Here is a 16,655-nt window from a genome sequence, read left to right as displayed (position 1 = left end):
TGTGTCAATACCGTTCGACAACGAACTGAGGTCACCGCGTGAGCACGGAGTCCACCGCCAAGCAGGGGCCCCTTGCGGGCATCAAGGTCATCGAGTTGGCAGGCATCGGGCCGGGCCCGCACGCCGCGCTACTACTGGCCGACCTCGGCGCCGACGTGGTGCGCGTGCAGCGCCCGAACCAGCTGCCCGGCTTCATGGAACGCCCCCAGTGGCGTGGGCGAACGATCGTCGAGGCGAATCTGAAGGACCCCGCCGACGTCGCCAAGATCCTCGACCTGGTCGAGAAGGCCGACGTGCTGCTCGAGGGCTTCCGTCCCGGCGTCACCGAGCGCATGGGCCTCGGACCCGACGAGGCGCTGGCCCGCAACCCACGCCTGGTGTACGGCCGGATGACCGGCTGGGGCCAGCACGGCCCGCTCGCCGATCGCGCGGGACACGACATCAACTACATCTCGCTGACCGGTGTGCTCAATGCCATCGGGCGCAAGGGCGAGCGGCCGGTACCGCCGCTGAACATGGTCGGCGACTTCGGTGGCGGCTCGATGTTCCTGGTGTTCGGCGTGCTCGCCGCCCTGGTGGAGCGGCAGAATTCCGGCAAGGGCCAGGTGATCGACGCCGCGATGATCGATGGCGCGCTTGCCCTTTCGCACATGATCTGGGGCATGCGCGGGGTCGGCCTGTGGTCCGACGAGCGCGGCACCAACCTGCTCGATACCGGCATGGCCTTCTACGACACCTATGAGACCTCCGACGGCAAGTACATGGCCGTCGGCGCGATCGAGCCGCAGTTCTACGCCGAACTGCTGGCCGGGCTGGAGATCGACCCGGAAGGTCTGCCGATGCAGATCGACCCGAACGGTCAGGAACAGCTGCGCAAGCTGTTCACCGACAAGTTCCTGACGAAGACCCGCGACGAGTGGGCCGCGATCTTCGACGGCACCGATGCCTGCACCACCCCGGTGCTGACCTTCACCGAGGCCACCGAGAACCCGCACATCGTGGCCCGTACCGGCCTGATCGACATCGACGGTGTGGTCCAGCACGCGCCCGCGCCGCGCTTCTCGCGCACACCGGGCGGCACGCCCACTCCCCCGCCGAACGTCGCGACACCGATCGAAACGGTCTGGGCTGACTGATTTGCCGGCCTGTCGTCGGTAAAGTTTTCCACTATCGACGACAGGCCGAGGTTCCGAACCGTCAGAACCCCACCGAAGGTGCTCGCCGCCCTCATCGCGGTCACCACCTTCGGCGCGGCAGTGCTGTGCTTCATCCTGGCCGAGGGATGGTTCGACACCCGTACCGCGCAGATCGCCGAAAACCATTGCCACAGCGCGGCACCGGTGCCGGTGATGGTGAGCGTGCTGAACGGGCTGGCGACCGGGATGCTGCTGGCCGCCGCCGTCTCACTGCTGTGTTTGCTGGTGCTGCTGTTCCGCTATCCGTCCGAACGTGGCGCTGTCGCGGTGCCGCTGACCGCGGTGGGACTGGTGGCCTCGGTGCTGTTCATGTTCGGGGCGGGGTACGAAACCGTGCGCCCCGAACCGGCTTCCACCGGGCACAACCCGTGCGCGTTCAGTAGCAGGTGAGCGGTTGCAGTGGGTCGGCGGCGCGGGGCGTGAGGGCGTCGTAGGCCGCGGCGATGGATTTGACGGCGATGCGTAGCTCGGCTTCGGGGTGGGTGTACGGCAGCCGGACGAAACGTTCGAACGCGCCCTGGACGCCGAAACGTGGTCCGGCGGCCAGCAATACGCCGTGATTGGGCGCGGTGGCGGCCAGCGCGGTGGAGACCGGGCTGGGCAGCTGGGCCCACACCGACATCCCGCCCGCGCCGACCGTGATGTGCCAGCCGGGGAGGTCTTCGGCGACGGCGTCGAGCAGGGCCGTGCGCTGGGCGCGCAGCTGTTCGCGACGACGCTCGAGGATGGGTTCGGCGTTCTCGAGCAGGTGGACGGTGGCCAGCTGATCCATCACCGGGGTGCCGAGGTCGACCGTGGAGCGGATGCCGAGCAATTTGGTGATCAGCGGCTGATTGGTTCGGATCCAGCCGACCCGCAGGCCACCCCAGAACGACTTCGACGCCGAACCGATGGTGACGATCTCCGAGCCCTTCGCGAACGCGGCGACCGGCGGGGGCATGGTCCCGTCCGACAGGTTCAGTTCGCCCATCGACTCGTCGACGACGACGGTCATCCTGGTATCGCGGGCGATGGCGGCCAGCTCGGCGCGGCCCTCGGCGCCGAGCAGCAGTCCGGTGGGGTTGTTGAAGTCGGGAACCAGGTAGGCCAGGGTGGCCGCGGTCTGCCGCGCTGTACTGCGCAGACCTTCGAGATCCCAACCGGCGTCAGGGAATTCGGGGCGCAGTGGGATCGGGATGGGACGGGCGCCGACGTCGCGGATGGCTTCGATGGCGTTCGGGTAGGACGGGTGCTCGATCAGGACCCGGGCGCCGGGTGAGGCGAGCACGTTGAGGAGCAGCCGAAGTCCGTGTTGCGCACCGAGGGTCACCAGGATCTGGTCCGGTTCCGTCGGCAGACCGCGCGCGGTGTAGCGGCGGGCCAGTGCTTCGCGCAGCGCGAGGATGCCGACCGGGTCCATACCGTGGGTGCCGAGATAGGACGGGATTCCTTGCAGCGCGGTCGAATACGCGTCGTGGAGTTCGGGGGACGCGGGCATCGCGGCATAGGTCATGTCGATGGTCGGCAGTTCCGGCTGCGCCATCAGGGCCATGATGCCGCGGCTGGGCTTGGCGCCGTCGTGCTGGATCGCGGGCGGGAGCGCGACAGTGCTGCGAGAACCCTGGCGGCTGATCAGATAGCCGTGTTCGCGCAGCAGCGAATAGGTGGAGGTGATGGTGGTGCGGCTGACGCCGAGAGTTCCCGCCAGATCGCGCTCGCTGGGCAGGGCCACGCCGAGTGGGGCGCGGCCGTCGTGGATCAGCAGGCGGATGGCTTCGGCCAGGGCCAGGTAGGCGGGCCGGTGCGGGCGGCGTTCGGCATCGCCGTCGGTTTCGGGGTCACGCCACCGGCCGAGGTCGCGAGCCAAGCCTGCTGCGCCGATCACTCTTGTCGCCATAAAGTCCAGTATTCCCTAAGTGGATATTTCTAAGCAAGGCCAGTGGGTGGATTCTTACTGGCATGACCACTTTCCTAGCCCTCACCGTTGCCGTTGCCTTCGGGTTGGCGGTCTACCACTTTTCGCCCAAGAAGGGCGAACTACCATTCTGGCCCTTCCAATATCTGCCGCATGACCGGGCCTTCGGCACCTATGACGAGCAGCGCCTCTACCGAGATCTCGATGCGATGCGCTCACACGAGGTAGGCGACGATGCAGTCCAGTCGCCCCAAACTGGCCTTGAAGTCCAGTCGGCAGACCCGCAGCGAGGGTCGCTCGCCGCGTGAGTATGTCTTTGTCGGTGGGTCAGCGCACACTGTGATCATGAGTGACTCGACGCAGACCGAGACGGTGGTCTCGGCACTGTTCGACACCGCTATCGGGCTGTGCGCGATCGCCTGGCACGGTGACGCCGTTGTCCGGTTCCAGCTGCCCGAGGCGAGCGAGGAGGAAACCCTCGCCCGGATCACCCGGCCGTTCGCCGGGTCACCGGTGCCGGAGAGCGCACCGGGGCCCGTGATCGTCGAGGCGATCGCGGGAATTCGCGCCCACCTCGACGGGGCGGTCGACGCACTGCGCTGGATCGAGGTGGACCTGCGGGGTGCGCCGGAATTCCATCGCGCGGTGTACGCGGTGACCCGCGAGATCGACCCGGGTCACACGCTCAGCTACGGCGATATCGCCAGTCGGATCGGAGCTCCCGGCTCCGCGCAGGCCGTCGGACAAGCGCTGGGGCGCAACCCGGTGCCGCTCATCATTCCCTGCCATCGGGTGCTCGCGGCCGATCACGCGCTGCACGGATTCTCGGCGCCGGGCGGGATCGGCACCAAGGCGCGGCTGCTGGAGATCGAACGGACGCCGGGCTTCGGCGAACCGATGTTGTTCTGATCGCCCGACTCGTTCGGCGAAGCACCGATGAATTCCCGCGACGCGTCCCGTCTCAACGAACAAGATCGGACTCGCCCGGCTCGTGCCGGCTGCCGGATCCGCGAAACCCGCGCGGACCTGCGGTCGAGGTGATCGCGTACCGTCGAGCGCGGCGGCCCGTTATCGAGAGGAATTCCCCATGCAGACTGTGACGTCGGCCGACGGCACCACGATCGCCTACGACCGGATCGGTGAGGGGACCGCCGGAACCGTCATCCTGATCGGTGGCGCGTTCAGCTACCGCGCGTTCCCCACGATGGTCGAACTCGCGCAGGCGCTGGCCGACGACTACGGGCTCACGGTGCTCAACTACGACCGGCGCGGGCGCGGTGACAGCACCGACTCCCCCGGCGTGTACGACGCCGCCAACGAGATCGCCGATATCGCGGCGCTGGTCGAGGCCGCGGGCGGGAAAGCGGCGCTGTTCGGCTGGTCCTCCGGCGCCGCGCTGGCGCTGCTGGCAGCGCGGTCCGTGCCCGGCGTCACCGAGGTGGTGGCGTTCGAGCCGCCGTTCGTGGTCGACACGAAAGGCCATGTGCCGCCGAAGAATCTGGAAGCCAAGCTGCACCCGATGATCGCGGCCGGCGATCGCGGTAAAACCGTGCGGTACTACATGACCAAGGCGATGGGGATGCCGTCGCTCATGGTGGCGGTGATGCGGGTGACGCCCTTCTGGAAGACGCTGACGGCGACGTCGAACTCGACCGCGCACGACTGGGCCGTGATGAAGCCGTACATGCAGGGTAAGAAGCTGGACCGCGCCGACTGGCAGGGTGTCGAGGTGCCGGTGCTCGTGCTCGCGGGCGACCGGACCGCGGCGCTGCTCATCAAGGGTTCGAAGGCCGCCGCCGAGGTGCTCCCGAACGCGGAATTCGCCGAACTTTCCGGCGTGGGTCACAACCCCAAGATCTCGATCCTCGCCCCCGCTGTCGGCGAATTCCTCACCCGCACAAAGTAATCAGGGCGGCGGCGGGTGATCGCGGAAGAACTGGCACGGCTCACCGGTGAGGTAGCCGTCCAGACACGCGAAGTAGACCTGGACGCAGCTGTTACTCGTGCAACCGACGGTATAGAGCATCCCGCGAATGCGTTCGTTGCGCTGCTGCGAGGGAGCGAGAGTCTGGGCGGGCGGCGGCGCCGAACTCACCGGGGAGACGCTGGGCGAGGGAGCCGGCGCGTCCTGGGCGGCGCATCCCGGCAGGACCGCCAGCGCGAGCAGAGCCGCCGCGGCTGACCCACGTCGCAGAGCCATCGTCCACCTCCATCCCGAAACCCTTCTCGACGCTACCCCGGCGGGCAGTCGGACGACGAGGTCGCCCGAGCCGATTCCCACCGGATCGCGGGACTGTGGCCGTGCCGTCGGGGGACGGGTCAGAGGGTCGCCCCGTAACCGCTGCCGAGCACGCCGCCCGCGACGGCACCCGCCGCGGCCGCGGGAACGCCGAGCACGGCGGCACCGGTAGCCGCACCCGCCGCGGCGCCGATGGCGGCGCCCGCACCGGTGCTGGCGGCTGCGATCGGCCACGCCAGGGCGAAGCCTGCGGGGATCGCCGCCAAGGCGCTCGCGCCCGCCGTCGGGACCGCCGCCGCGGCACCGAGAATCGCGGCCGCACCCGCGGTGCCCGCGGCGCCCACCGCGAAGCCGACACCGGCACCGATGCCGGCGCCGATGAGGCCGCCGCCGACCGCGCCGACGGCAGCGGCCGGAACACCCGCGATCGCGGCACCGGCCAGCGCGCCGCCGACGGTCGCCGCGGCGATCTTGTCGGACCGGCTCGGGTTGATGCCGACCGAACGGCCCTGGGTGGCGATCGCGGCTTCGGCGTCGGCCGCGGTGCCGTTCACACCATCGAGGACGTCGTTCGGAACCTCGTCCGGGACCGGGCTGGTGAAGTCACCGATGCGCAGTGTCCGCTCGGGCGGGGCGATCGGCGCCACCGGCTCGACCGGCTCCGGAAGGTGGAGTTCCTCGATGACGATCGGCGGGGCCGGGGTGGTGTACTCCGGCACCGGGCGCGACTCCGGACGCTCGGGCGTGAGATGCCCGAGCGAATCCGGACCGTCGAACTTCGCCAGATCCGAGCGACCGCCTTCGTCGGCGGGCGACTCGGTGGTGACACCCGGCTGCACCGGAACATTCACACCCGGCTGCGGCACTGCGATCGCGACACCCGCACAGGCGACCGCCAACGCCATGGGCACCACCCCGATCACCGGCCGAGCGACCCGCCGCACCGTCGAAGAGTTCACATTCACAGACCGACGGATCACGCCGACACCCACTGACACTCGAGGAGAACGGCACGTCCCCGCGTGCCGCCCCGCGACGATAGCGTTAGCCAGCTGGATGCCACAAATCGATATAGCGAGTCCACATAATTCGCGCACGTCGCCCTGACCAGGGCGGATATCCGGAACCCCGCCCAAAAGGAAGGTCCGGTGCCGTAACCGGCACCGGACCTCCGACTGGTTTCCCAGTCTCACATCACGCGAGCACGTCGTGCCGAACGATCGTCTGGTCGCGACCCGGACCCACACCGATGCACGAGATCCGCGCACCCGACAGCTCTTCCAGCCGCAGCACGTACGCCTGGGCGTTGGCGGGCAGCTCCTCGAAGGTGCGGGCGTGGGAGATGTCCTCCCACCAACCCGGCAGCTCCTCGTAGATCGGCTTGGCGTGGTGGAACTCGGTCTGCGTGGTCGGCATCTGCTCGACCCGCTTGCCGTCGATCTCGTACGCCACGCAGATCGGCACCGTATCCAGCCCGGACAGCACGTCCAGCTTGGTGAGGAAGTAATCGGTGACCCCGTTGACGCGCGTGGCGTACCGGCTGATCACCGCGTCGAACCAGCCACACCGCCGCGCACGACCGGTGGTGACACCGACCTCGCCGCCGTTCTTGGCCAGGAACTCACCGAAGTTGTCGAACAGCTCGGTCGGGAACGGGCCGGAGCCGACGCGGGTGGTGTAGCACTTGAGAATGCCGAGCACCGTGTCGATCTTGTTCGGTCCGATACCCGAACCCACCGCCGCGCCACCCGCGGTCGGGTTCGACGAGGTGACGAACGGGTAGGTGCCGTGGTCGACGTCGAGCAGCGTGCCCTGCGAGCCTTCGAGCAGCACGGTGTCGCCGCGCTCGAGCGCCAGGTTCAGCTCGAGCCGGGTGTCGGAGATGCGGTGCTTGAACGATTCGGCCTGCTCGAGCACCTCGTCCACCACCTGCTGCGGGTCGAGCGCGCGGCGGTTGTAGATCTTGACCAGCACCTGGTTCTTGAACTCCAGGGCGGCTTCGACCTTCTGGGTGAGGATCTTCTCGTCGAGCACGTCTGCCACCCGGACGCCGACGCGGGCGACTTTGTCCTGGTAGCAGGGACCGATACCGCGACCGGTGGTGCCGATCTTGCGGTTGCCGAGGAAGCGTTCGGTGACCTTATCGATGGCCACGTGATATGGCATGATCAGGTGCGCGTCAGCGGAGAGCAGCAGGCCGGAGGTGTCGACTCCGCGCTCTTCCAGACCGGCCAGTTCATCGAGCAGCACGCCCGGGTCGACGACGACACCGTTACCGATGACGTTCTTCACACCGGGGGTGAGGATGCCGGACGGAATCAGATGCAGCGCGAACTTGTCGCCATTGGGGAGAACCACCGTGTGGCCGGCATTGTTGCCGCCCTGGTATCGGACCACCCACTGCAACCGCTCACCGAGCAGGTCTGTAGCTTTGCCCTTACCCTCGTCGCCCCATTGGGCACCGATGAGGACGATTGCCGGCATTTCGGAGTCTCCTACAGATCGACGGCAGCACACGCGGCACTGCAGCTACCTGCCGTACTGAGGCGGTGGCCGGAGACACAGTCTAGCCGACGCCTGATCAGGTCCCGTCGACCTGCCCCGCCGGAGCGGTTCGACCCCGCCCTACCGCACCTGCCCTGATCGGTTACGGTTACCAGTCGGCAGTGAGTTTGCGTGACCGAGGAGGGTGTACCGCAGTTTGAGTACCCACGTTCTCCGATGCGGTGAAATGCCGGTCCCGATCGCGCTCTCGTCGTTACCCAACACCCAGACCGGGCGGGTCCCCGATGTCGCGGTGATCGACGAGCTGCTTCCGGTGCTGGCCGCCGACAGCCTGCCGCGCCTGATCGTGCTCGGCGCCGATGCCTCGCTCGCGGCCGTGCTCACCCACCTGATGCGCACCGAGCGATTGCACGTCGAAGTCGGTTTCGTCCCGGTCGACACCACCTACGCCTCGCGGGTCTATCAGACCGGAACCGGCAACGGCGCCGCGAAGCGAGCGGTGGAGGGCCGGGCGATCGAGACCCCGCTGATCCGCGACGACACCGGCACCGTGCTGGTCGGCCGCGCGAGCATCACCGGCGTGGACGGCGCGAAGCTCGAGGGCGAAGCCTATGTCGACGACACGCTGCTGTTCACCGGCAAGGTCACCACGATGCTGATCTCGCCGACGATGACCATGCCCGGAGTCCGCGCGCGAGTACGCAAAGGCCTGCGCAAGCGCACCTGGGTGTCCGGCCGCGCCGCCCAGCTCGGGACGCCGGGGGCGGTCGTCACCCGCGACGGGATCACCGCCGAACGCACCGTCCCCCGCTCGACCTTCTATCGATTCGAACAACCCTGGCTCCTGGTGCGATGACCTACTCCTTCCCCTCGGATCGGCGGTCCGGGCACAACGCGGTCCGGCCGAGCCCGGTTTTCCTGCTGATCGTCCTGATCACCGTGGGCGGCGGTGCGCTCGCCTGGGACGCCGACATCGATTCGGTGCGCGCCAAGGTCGGCGTATTCGTGCTCGTGGTGTTCGGCTGGATCATCAGCTTGTGCCTGCACGAGTTCTCCCACGCGTACGTGGCGTGGCGGGCAGGCGATCACGAGGTGGAGGTGCGTGGGTATCTCACGCTGAATCCGCTGAAGTACAGCCACCCCGTGCTGTCGATCGGTCTGCCGCTGGTGTTCATCGCGCTCGGTGGGATCGGGTTGCCCGGCGGCGCGGTGTATGTGGACACGACGCGGTTCAAGACGAGTGTGCAGCGCCTGGTGAGCGCGGTCGGCCCCGCGTCGAACGCGCTGTGCGCGGTGGTGCTGCTGATCGTGATCCGGGCTTTCGGCTCGGTCGCCGAGCATCCCGCGTTCTGGTGCGGGCTCAGCTTCCTGGCATTTCTGCAGATCACAGCGTTTCTGCTGAACATTCTGCCGGTGCCGGGGCTGGACGGCTACGGGATCATCGAGCCGTCGCTGAGTTACCAGACCCGTCGCTCGCTCGATCAGTTCAAGCCCTACGGCATGTTGATCCTGTTCGCTGTCATCTTCTTCACCCCGCTGAGCCAGGTGTTCTTCAACGGTGTTTACGCATTGTTCGAACTGTCGGGGGTACCTGAGGTGTGGGCCGCCTACGGTGGCCAGTTGACCCGATTCTGGCGTTGATAGCCTCGGGTCAGAATCGACCCTGGAACGGAAATTGCGTATGAGCTCCACCGGATCGTCCGCTGTCCTGTCCGTCGTCATCCCGGCGCTCGACGAAGCAGCGGGCATCACCGCATGCCTCGAGCGCCTCGTCGGCCAGGACACGATCGATGAGATCGTCGTCGTCGACAACGGCAGCACCGACAACACCCGCGAGATCGTCGCCGAACTCGCCGCCCGACATCCCAAGATCGAGCTGATCTCCGAGCCGCAGCCCGGCGTCGCGTTCGCTCGCAACACCGGCTTCGACAAGGCTCGCGGCGACTACCTCGGCCGCATCGACGCCGACACCCTCGTCTCCCCCGACTGGGGCGCCACCGTGCGCGCCCACCTCGACTCCTACTCGGACACCATGGCGGTGACCGGCATCAGCACCTATCACGACTCCCCGATCGGCATCTTCCTCGCGGCCGCGATCGGCGGCCAGGAACGGCTGGGGATGATCAAGACGCAGCCCGTCGGCAATGTGCACGGCGCCAATATGGCGATCCGGCGCTCGGCGTGGGACCAGGTGCGTTCCGCCACCACCACCCGTCGCGACCTGCACGAAGACCTCGACCTGGCGCTGTGCCTGTCGAAGGCGAAGCTGCGGATCGACCAGCTGCCGACGCTGCGGGCCGAGATCTCCGCGCGCCGTCGCAAGACCCCGCCGGACGTGTGGTGGAAGTACCAGTTGCGTGGCCTGCAGACCATCGCCAATCAGGGCTACGCCATCGTGCCGTTCCATCGCGCGGTGATCACCGGCGCCTGGATCATGCACACCTCGCAGTGGCCGATCTACCGGGCGTGGGATTTCGATCGCAAGCGTTTCTCGCTGCGACCGGGGCGCCCGCGTGTTTCGCCCGTCGGTGACTGAAGCTACTCCTCCGGCGTCACATACGGATTGGGCACGGTGGGCGGAAGCAGGGCGATCGCCGAGATGCGCTGCATGCCGCACACCACCATCAGATCCACCACGATCGAGCGCAGCTGCGCGAACACCACATGCGCCGACAATCCCGCCCCGACAACGAGTTCGGGGCGGGCAGCCTTGGCGACGCTGCGCAACGACGTGAGGGCTTCGGCCTGATCGGGCTGCTCGCCCGGATCGGCCAGCATCATCTTGCGGACCACATCGGTGGCATGGCCCAGCTGGTCGACCAGGTCGATCAAGCGCGGATCGAGAACCTCGTCGTCGCGGACCAGGGTGAGCGAACGGCGAAGCAGCACACGGGTATTGCGGACCGCGTTGTCGAGCGGGTCGGCCGCGTTGTGGATGCGTTCCAGACGTTTTCGGGAATTCCAGTACAGCGGTGAGATGCGGCTGATCTCCCGGCCGCCCGCGAGCGCGTCGCGCAGGGCGTCGATCTGGGGCTGGGTGTCGCGCACCGCCGACAGCGAGTCGGACACCTTCGTCGAGTTCTGTTCGAGCAGGCCCTCGGCGCAGGTGATCATCGATTTACTCATCACCGACAGCACGTCGGCAGCGTGTTCGCGGGCGCGGCGCACCGGGTGCAGTGGGATCAGCGCGACCATCACCACCCCGACGAGTCCGCCGATCAAGGCGTCGATCATGCGGTTCGGACCCGCGCCGGGCGCCTGGTTCAAGGTCGAGACCAGCACGGCCGAACCCGCCGCCTGGATGGTCATGAGCGCGCCGCTGCCGAGAAAGACCGACACCGACATGGCGCCGCCGACCACCAGCGCCACCTGCCAGACGCCGGTCCCGACCTGGGCGATGAACAGGTCGCCGATACCGATGCCGACCGCGACACCCACCACCAGTTCCACCGACCGGCGCACTCGCGCACCGAACGAGATCCCGATGGAGACCACCGCGGCGGTGGGGGCGAAGAACGGTTCGATGTGGCCGACGAGATTGTGGGCGATGAACCACGCCAGCGCGGCGCCGAGCGCGCACTGGATGATCGGGATCGCCGAGAGCCGCAGGCGCTCGATCGACGCCCGGTACCGGCCGACGGTGCTGACCTTGGCGGCAGCGACAACCGGAGTGGCAACGGCGACGAAAGGCTTGTGTTCGCTCACCTACGACTCGGACCCGACCGCTGGCTCAGTCCAGGCCGAGTTCGTTCGCCGCGCGCGGGTCGCAATCTTCGAGCAGGTCGAGGCAGCGCGCGTACTCTTCGGTCTCGCCGATCGTCTTCGCGGCACTCGCCAGCGCGCCGACGCTGCGCAGGAAGCCCTGGTTGGGTTCGTGACTCCACGGGACGGGGCCGAAGCCCTTCCAGCCGTTGCGCCGCAGCAGGTCGAGGCCGCGGTGGTAGCCGGTGCGGGCGAAGGCGTATGCCGCGACGGTGTCGTGGTTCACCTCGCCGCCGGCGCGCTGCAGAGCGGCTTCCGCGAGCTGGGCCCACGCGATCGATGCGGCCGGGAACTGCGCGGCGACATCGACCGGGTCGGTGCCCGCGGCAATGGCGTCTTCGGCGTCGATCAGTTCGGGAAGGAGGACCGGCTGCGGTCCGAGCAGGTCACCGAAGGAGGTCATGGGTTCATTGTGCACCGAGGCTGTGGCAGTCGCCGACCGGCCCGCCGCTGAGCCGTCGGCGGTCTCCCCCACGCAGCGCCCGTCAAGCGTGCCTTCACCCTCGCTCCGGGCCTGCCTGTCCTTTCGCCGCGGCCGTGCGCGAGAGACTTGGGACCGCTTCGCCGCTGTGCCTATTAGGCTGAGCGCAGAGTGCAACGTTCGAGCCTGAGCGAGGGGTACAGAGGTGTCCGACCCGACCGACGAGAACAACCCGGCAGCAGAGTCTGCCGGTCCCGGCGCGCCCGGCCAGCGTGACGATTCGTCCGCGTCCCCTCCCGGCGCACCGGAGTCGGTCACCGAGCCGGACCGGGCGACGAGCCCGCCGGTGGGTCCTGATGAGACCGTGGTGATCCGGCGAGGAGATCTGCCGGGTCGGCCCGATGACGGTGCGCGCGTGCAGGACACACGTTCCGGGACGCAGCCCACCGCGGGACCGGGCGATCAGCCCGGTGGCGCTCAGCGCCCGGGTGGTCCCGGCGGATCTCGGGTACAGGGTGGGTCTGCCCAAGATGGACCGCGCGCACCGCAGGGTAACGCCGCTGGTGGACGACCGGGTGGCACTGCGCCCGGCGCGGGACAGGGCCCCGCGCGACAAGGCACCGTGGCCGGCGGACAACAGTCTTCGGGACCGGGTGCACAGCAGTCCTGGGGCCGTCCAGGGTTCACGCCCGGCGGGGCGCGGCCGGGAGCGGGACAGCCCGGCAATGGTGCTGGTGCTCAACAACCTTCAGGTCGTCCGGGCAATGCGCCTGGTGCACAACCGCATGCGGGTCAGGGCGGGCCGCGCGCCGCGGGTCCGGCCGGCGGGCCGGGTTCGCCGCAGGGCGGCGGACCACAAGTGGGACACGGACCGAGCGGTGGGCCCCAGGCGAGTTTCGGGCCGAGCGGTCGTCCCGGTTCGCAACAGCCAGGTGGACCGCCGGCGGGCCGTGGGCCGAGTGGCCCGGCCTCGCCGCAAGCAGGTCGCGGGCCGAGTGGCCCGGGTTCCCAGCAAGCAGGTGGACGACCCGCGGGCCGAGGGCCGGGTGGCCTGGGTTCGCCGCAAGCGGGGCGCGGGCCCAGTTCTCAGCAAGGTGGTGGACCGAACGCGGGATACGGACCGGGTGGCGGCCCAGGTTCGCAGCAGGCCGGTGGACCTCGTGTCGAGGGCGGAAATGCCGGTGCGCCCGGTGCTCGGCAGGTGGGCGGGCCGGGCAATGTGAGCGGTGGATCGCAGCCCGCCGGACCGGGTGTCGATTCGCGAGTCGGCGCTCCCGGTGGTGGCTCACCTTCCGCCGGACGGCAAGGGAACGTGCCCTCGGGTTCGAACGGCCGACCAGGTGCGCAAGGGCCGGAACAGGATTCGGCTGACGGCGGTTCGCCGTTGGCCGGGTTGTCGAAGGGATTGCCCGGCGGGAGCCGGGGCGACCATGCGAAAGTTTCGGGCCCAGCGGCTCGGGACGAGCAGGGGTCCGACATCGCCGGACCGGACGCGCCGACTACCGCGATGTCGATTCCCGGACGGAATCCGACGGCGGGGCGCGGGGGTTCGGCGGATGACCGCACCGTGAAAATGGGTGGCGCCCAGTCGAAGTCAGCTCAGGCCGATGTGCCGACTGCCGCGATGAACAGGGCCGATCTGGCAGCGGCGTCGGATGCGGAGTTCGGCGACGACTCCGCGCCGGACGACACCACCACACGTGGCGCGGTTGCCGGAGCAGCGGCGGCAGGTGCTGTCGCCGCAGGTGCCGCAGCGGCGACCGCGAGCGGCGGATCCGACGAGGCGTCGGATGCGCGGGGCTCGACGTCGACCGCCGATGACAGCTCCGGCACGCAGGCGCGGGACGGCGACAGCTCCACGGAAGACGCCGCGACCGAAGCTGATTCGAGTGCGTCCGCCACCGCAGAGCAGCAGGACGACCCGACTGCCGCTGCGAAGACGAACACCGAGGCCGACTCGGTCACGACCACGGGATCCACCGCTTCAAGGCCCGCAAAGACCGCGCCCTCGCCTGCCGAGCAAGCGTCGGACGCCGAGGCAGCAGGCTCCGCAGCCGCACAGCCCGCGGTAACAGGGCCCGCAGCCGCCGGGTCCGCAGCCGCCGGGTCCGCAGCCGCCGGGTCCGCAGCCGCCGGGTCCGCAGCCGCCGGGTCCGCAGCCGCCGGGTCCGCAGCCGCCGGGTCCGGTGCTGCTGCGGGACAGGGTGACTCGCGGGGCGACAAGCCGGTTGATGTCGACGCGACCGAGAAGTTCCAGACCAGTGGGCCCAAGGACGCAGGCTCCGGGTCCGAGGATCGGACCGTGGCGATGCGGACGGTGAGTTCGGCGGATGCGCCGACCACCGCGATGCCGGTGCAGCGGGCGAAGACTGCCGGGCCGGGCACGACCGACCGGGTGGTGCCACCCGCCGGTGGGCGGCCCGCGATGACGCCGCCGCCGAATACGCCGCGCGGTCCCGCCGGTCCCCGACAGGCCGGTCAGTCCGGGCTCGGCGGTCCTGCCGGTCCCGGACAGCACCCCGCGGGTCCGGGACAGCAGGGACCGTCGGGTCCCGGCCAATACGGACAGGGACCGCAGGGACCCGTACGCGGTCAGCAAGGCCCAGCTCAGCAAGGGCCTGCCGGCTCGCGGCCCGGCGGCCCCGGGCCTGTCGGTCCAGGCCAACAGGGCCGAGGCCAGCACGGGCCCGCCGGTCAGCAAGGATCGGGTCAGCAGGGCCCTGCGGCGGCCGGCGAGCAAGGACCCGCCGGTCCCAAGCAGTTCGGGCCCGCTGCGGCCGGTCTGTCGGGACTCGCGGCCGCGGGCAACCAGTCCCCTGGTGGCGCCGCCCCGACCGATTCCGACCAGCAGGGAATCGAGGAGACTCAGCCGTCGCCGCCGCGCGGGCCGGGTGTGCCACAGCGGACAGGGGGATCGGCGCCTTCGCCCGCGGATATCCAGCCGACTCGACCGGCCCAGCAGTTGGCCGAGGGTCAGCGGCAGGTGGCTCCGCCGCAGCGGGTCGGGGTCGAGCAGAGCGAGAAGGCCGGTGCGCCCGGCGCCGAGCGGTCGAAGAAGTGGCTGCTGGCTGCCGGTGGCGCCGCGGTGCTGGTCGTCGCCTTGATCGCGACGGTCGTGGCACTGATGAGCGGTGCGGACGATTCGCCCGAAGGACAGGTGAAGGCGGTGATCGGGGACTACACCGACGCGCTGCGCAGCGGTGACCTGGAGGACCTGCGGGCGAGCACGTGTGGCGAGCTGCACACGTTCTATCAGGGCATCACTCCCGAGCAGTTCAAGGGCGTGCACGAGGTCTCGACCGAGCGCGGTTCCATTCCGGTCGTGGACAGCGTGGACGCGGTCCGGATCACCGGTGACACCGCCCTGGCCCAGGCCACGGTGTACACCACGGCGGATCCGACGAAGCGGACCGCGCGCACGTTCGACCTGCAGCGCACCGACGGTAGCTGGAAGGTGTGCGACCCCGCGGGCACTCCCTGATCGTGCGTCGACCCGTCGTAGTGGGCACTTCTGCCTGCTATGACGGGTCACACATAACTGGTGATCCAGATGGGTGAACAAGTAAAGTTTTCCGGATCATGAGCAGGGAACAGACAGTGGAGCAGCCGGACATCGATGCTGTGGTCCCGGATGCGACGCTGGTCGGTCAGCGCTTCGCGTTCCGCGATCACTACGAAGTCGGCCGCGAGAAGATCCGGGAATTCGCTCGCGCGGTGCAGAATCTGCACCCCGCCCATCAGCAGGAAGTCGACGCGCGCAAGCTCGGCTACGACGGGGTGATCGCCCCGCCGACCTTCGCGTCGGTGATCGGCATGACCGCCACCCGCGCCCTGCTCGACAGCGTGCTCACCGAGTACGACCTGTCGCAGGTGCTGCAGACCGACCAGGTCTTCGAGCTGTTCCACCCGATGCTGGCGGGCGACCGGATCAGCACCGAGATCGAGATCGAGTCGATCCGCCAGTTCGGCGACAACGACTTCATCAACGTCGGCTTCAAGCTGCGCAACCAGCACGACCAGGTCGCCGTGCAGGGCACCACCACGATCGTGGCCCGCCGCGGCATCGAGGTCGACCCTAATATCGTCGAGGCCGTCGAGAACATCAGCATGCACCCGCGCCCCGACACCATCGGCGGTGTCGGCGCGGGCGATCTCCTGATCCGCCACACCGGCATTGCCCCCGCGCTCCCCCCGCGCGAAACCGTCGCGGTCAACACCACCCCCGAATTCGACTCTCTGACAAAGGGAACCGAACTTCCCCCCGCCACCGCCCGCCTGACCCGCGGCGACCTGGCCAACTACGCGGGCGTCTCCGGCGACCCCAACCCGATCCACTTCAGCGACCGCGCCGCCGAACTGGCCGGACTCCCCACCGTGGTCGCGCACGGCCTGCTCACCATGGGCCTGGCCGCGCAGTATCTGACCGACTGGCTGGGCGACCCGACCGCCATCGAGAAGCTGAGCGTGCGCTTCTCGGGATTCGTTCCGGTTCCCCCGGCCGAGGCGGGCGTCATCGAATTCTCCGGAAAGATCAAGTCGATCGATCCCGATCGCCGCGCGGCAACCGTGCTGCTGAGCGGAGTCTCCGAGGGCCGCAAGCTCTTCGGCCGAGCCGCAGCCGAAATCCGCTTGACGTAG

General features: G+C 69.0%; 17 protein-coding genes. 11 read left to right on the top strand and 6 right to left on the bottom strand.

Translation table 11 applies throughout. The annotated features are described in order from the left end of the window. Positions 1 to 38: 38 nt before the first annotated feature. Both ACFTS5_RS21370 and ACFTS5_RS21365 read left to right on the top strand, forming a co-directional pair. On the top strand, positions 39 to 1,136 hold the full coding sequence (locus ACFTS5_RS21370; protein WP_378633631.1) for a CaiB/BaiF CoA transferase family protein: 1,098 nt from the start codon (positions 39 to 41) through the stop codon (positions 1,134 to 1,136). A gap of 78 nt (positions 1,137 to 1,214) precedes the next feature. Then, complete coding sequence (locus ACFTS5_RS21365; protein ID WP_378633628.1) at positions 1,215 to 1,586, top strand: hypothetical protein; 372 nt, start codon at positions 1,215 to 1,217, stop codon at positions 1,584 to 1,586. On the opposite strand, the gene ACFTS5_RS21360 is transcribed toward ACFTS5_RS21365, so the two are convergent. Next, positions 1,573 to 3,072 (bottom strand): PLP-dependent aminotransferase family protein, encoded by a 1,500-nt coding sequence (locus ACFTS5_RS21360; protein ID WP_378633625.1) that lies wholly within the window; start codon positions 3,070 to 3,072, stop codon positions 1,573 to 1,575. The genes ACFTS5_RS21365 and ACFTS5_RS21360 overlap by 14 nt on opposite strands. Positions 3,073 to 3,134: 62 nt before the next feature. Between ACFTS5_RS21360 and ACFTS5_RS21355 the strand changes: the two genes are divergently transcribed. The 3 genes from ACFTS5_RS21355 to ACFTS5_RS21345 all read left to right on the top strand — a co-directional run bounded on the left by ACFTS5_RS21355 (position 3,135) and on the right by ACFTS5_RS21345 (position 4,996). After that, the gene (locus tag ACFTS5_RS21355) at positions 3,135 to 3,398 is read left to right on the top strand and encodes a hypothetical protein (protein WP_378633623.1); all 264 of its coding nucleotides are present in this window, start codon (positions 3,135 to 3,137) and stop codon (positions 3,396 to 3,398) included. A gap of 37 nt (positions 3,399 to 3,435) precedes the next feature. Further along, positions 3,436 to 3,999, top strand: a complete 564-nt coding sequence (locus tag ACFTS5_RS21350) for a methylated-DNA--[protein]-cysteine S-methyltransferase (protein ID WP_378633620.1) — start codon at positions 3,436 to 3,438, stop codon at positions 3,997 to 3,999. 178 nt (positions 4,000 to 4,177) lie between these two features. Continuing rightward, complete coding sequence (locus ACFTS5_RS21345; RefSeq protein WP_378633618.1) at positions 4,178 to 4,996, top strand: alpha/beta fold hydrolase; 819 nt, start codon at positions 4,178 to 4,180, stop codon at positions 4,994 to 4,996. Here the strand turns inward: ACFTS5_RS21345 and ACFTS5_RS21340 are convergent, their stop codons facing one another. The 3 genes from ACFTS5_RS21340 to ACFTS5_RS21330 form a co-directional block, all read right to left on the bottom strand. Next, the gene (locus tag ACFTS5_RS21340) at positions 4,997 to 5,290 is read right to left on the bottom strand and encodes a hypothetical protein (RefSeq protein WP_378633615.1); all 294 of its coding nucleotides are present in this window, start codon (positions 5,288 to 5,290) and stop codon (positions 4,997 to 4,999) included. Between the two features lie 119 nt (positions 5,291 to 5,409). After that, the gene (locus ACFTS5_RS21335; protein WP_378633612.1) at positions 5,410 to 6,273 is read right to left on the bottom strand and encodes a hypothetical protein; all 864 of its coding nucleotides are present in this window, start codon (positions 6,271 to 6,273) and stop codon (positions 5,410 to 5,412) included. 250 nt (positions 6,274 to 6,523) lie between these two features. Then, positions 6,524 to 7,813, bottom strand: a complete 1,290-nt coding sequence (locus ACFTS5_RS21330) for an adenylosuccinate synthase (RefSeq protein WP_378633609.1) — start codon at positions 7,811 to 7,813, stop codon at positions 6,524 to 6,526. Positions 7,814 to 8,060: 247 nt separating this feature from the next. Here ACFTS5_RS21330 and ACFTS5_RS21325 point away from each other — a divergent pair, with 247 nt between their 5' ends. From ACFTS5_RS21325 to ACFTS5_RS21315, 3 genes are read left to right on the top strand one after another with little or no spacing between them, the layout of a single operon-like run. Continuing rightward, complete coding sequence (locus tag ACFTS5_RS21325) at positions 8,061 to 8,690, top strand: hypothetical protein (RefSeq protein ID WP_378633606.1); 630 nt, start codon at positions 8,061 to 8,063, stop codon at positions 8,688 to 8,690. Continuing rightward, a complete protein-coding gene (locus ACFTS5_RS21320) occupies positions 8,687 to 9,475 on the top strand; it encodes a site-2 protease family protein (RefSeq protein WP_378633603.1) in 789 nt (262 codons plus the stop codon). Before ACFTS5_RS21325 ends, ACFTS5_RS21320 begins: the two co-directional genes overlap by 4 nt. A gap of 40 nt (positions 9,476 to 9,515) precedes the next feature. Next, the gene (locus ACFTS5_RS21315) at positions 9,516 to 10,370 is read left to right on the top strand and encodes a glycosyltransferase family 2 protein (protein ID WP_378633601.1); all 855 of its coding nucleotides are present in this window, start codon (positions 9,516 to 9,518) and stop codon (positions 10,368 to 10,370) included. A gap of 2 nt (positions 10,371 to 10,372) precedes the next feature. Here ACFTS5_RS21315 and ACFTS5_RS21310 read toward each other — a convergent pair whose 3' ends face one another. Together ACFTS5_RS21310 and ACFTS5_RS21305 are read right to left on the bottom strand one after the other, a co-directional pair. Beyond that, entirely contained in the window at positions 10,373 to 11,539 is a 1,167-nt protein-coding gene (locus tag ACFTS5_RS21310) for an aromatic acid exporter family protein (protein ID WP_378633598.1), read from the bottom strand. 25 nt (positions 11,540 to 11,564) lie between these two features. Further along, entirely contained in the window at positions 11,565 to 11,999 is a 435-nt protein-coding gene (locus tag ACFTS5_RS21305) for a DUF3151 domain-containing protein (RefSeq protein ID WP_378633595.1), read from the bottom strand. 977 nt (positions 12,000 to 12,976) lie between these two features. On the opposite strand from ACFTS5_RS21305, the gene ACFTS5_RS21300 reads away from it, so the two are divergent. The 3 genes from ACFTS5_RS21300 to ACFTS5_RS21290 all read left to right on the top strand — a co-directional run bounded on the left by ACFTS5_RS21300 (position 12,977) and on the right by ACFTS5_RS21290 (position 16,655). Continuing rightward, the gene (locus ACFTS5_RS21300; RefSeq protein WP_378633593.1) at positions 12,977 to 13,240 is read left to right on the top strand and encodes a hypothetical protein; all 264 of its coding nucleotides are present in this window, start codon (positions 12,977 to 12,979) and stop codon (positions 13,238 to 13,240) included. Positions 13,241 to 13,524: 284 nt separating this feature from the next. Continuing rightward, positions 13,525 to 15,498: a hypothetical protein gene (locus tag ACFTS5_RS21295; protein ID WP_378633590.1), complete on the top strand. Its 1,974-nt coding sequence runs from the start codon at positions 13,525 to 13,527 to the stop codon at positions 15,496 to 15,498. Between the two features lie 98 nt (positions 15,499 to 15,596). Then, the gene (locus tag ACFTS5_RS21290) at positions 15,597 to 16,655 is read left to right on the top strand and encodes a fused (3R)-hydroxyacyl-ACP dehydratase subunits HadA/HadB (RefSeq protein ID WP_378633588.1); all 1,059 of its coding nucleotides are present in this window, start codon (positions 15,597 to 15,599) and stop codon (positions 16,653 to 16,655) included.

This window comes from Nocardia sp. NPDC056952 (assembly GCF_042674185.1).
GTDB lineage: Bacteria > Actinomycetota > Actinomycetes > Mycobacteriales > Mycobacteriaceae > Nocardia.
The sequence above is the reverse complement of the archived record's forward strand: the minus strand, read 5'-3'. Positions and strand labels throughout refer to the sequence as shown.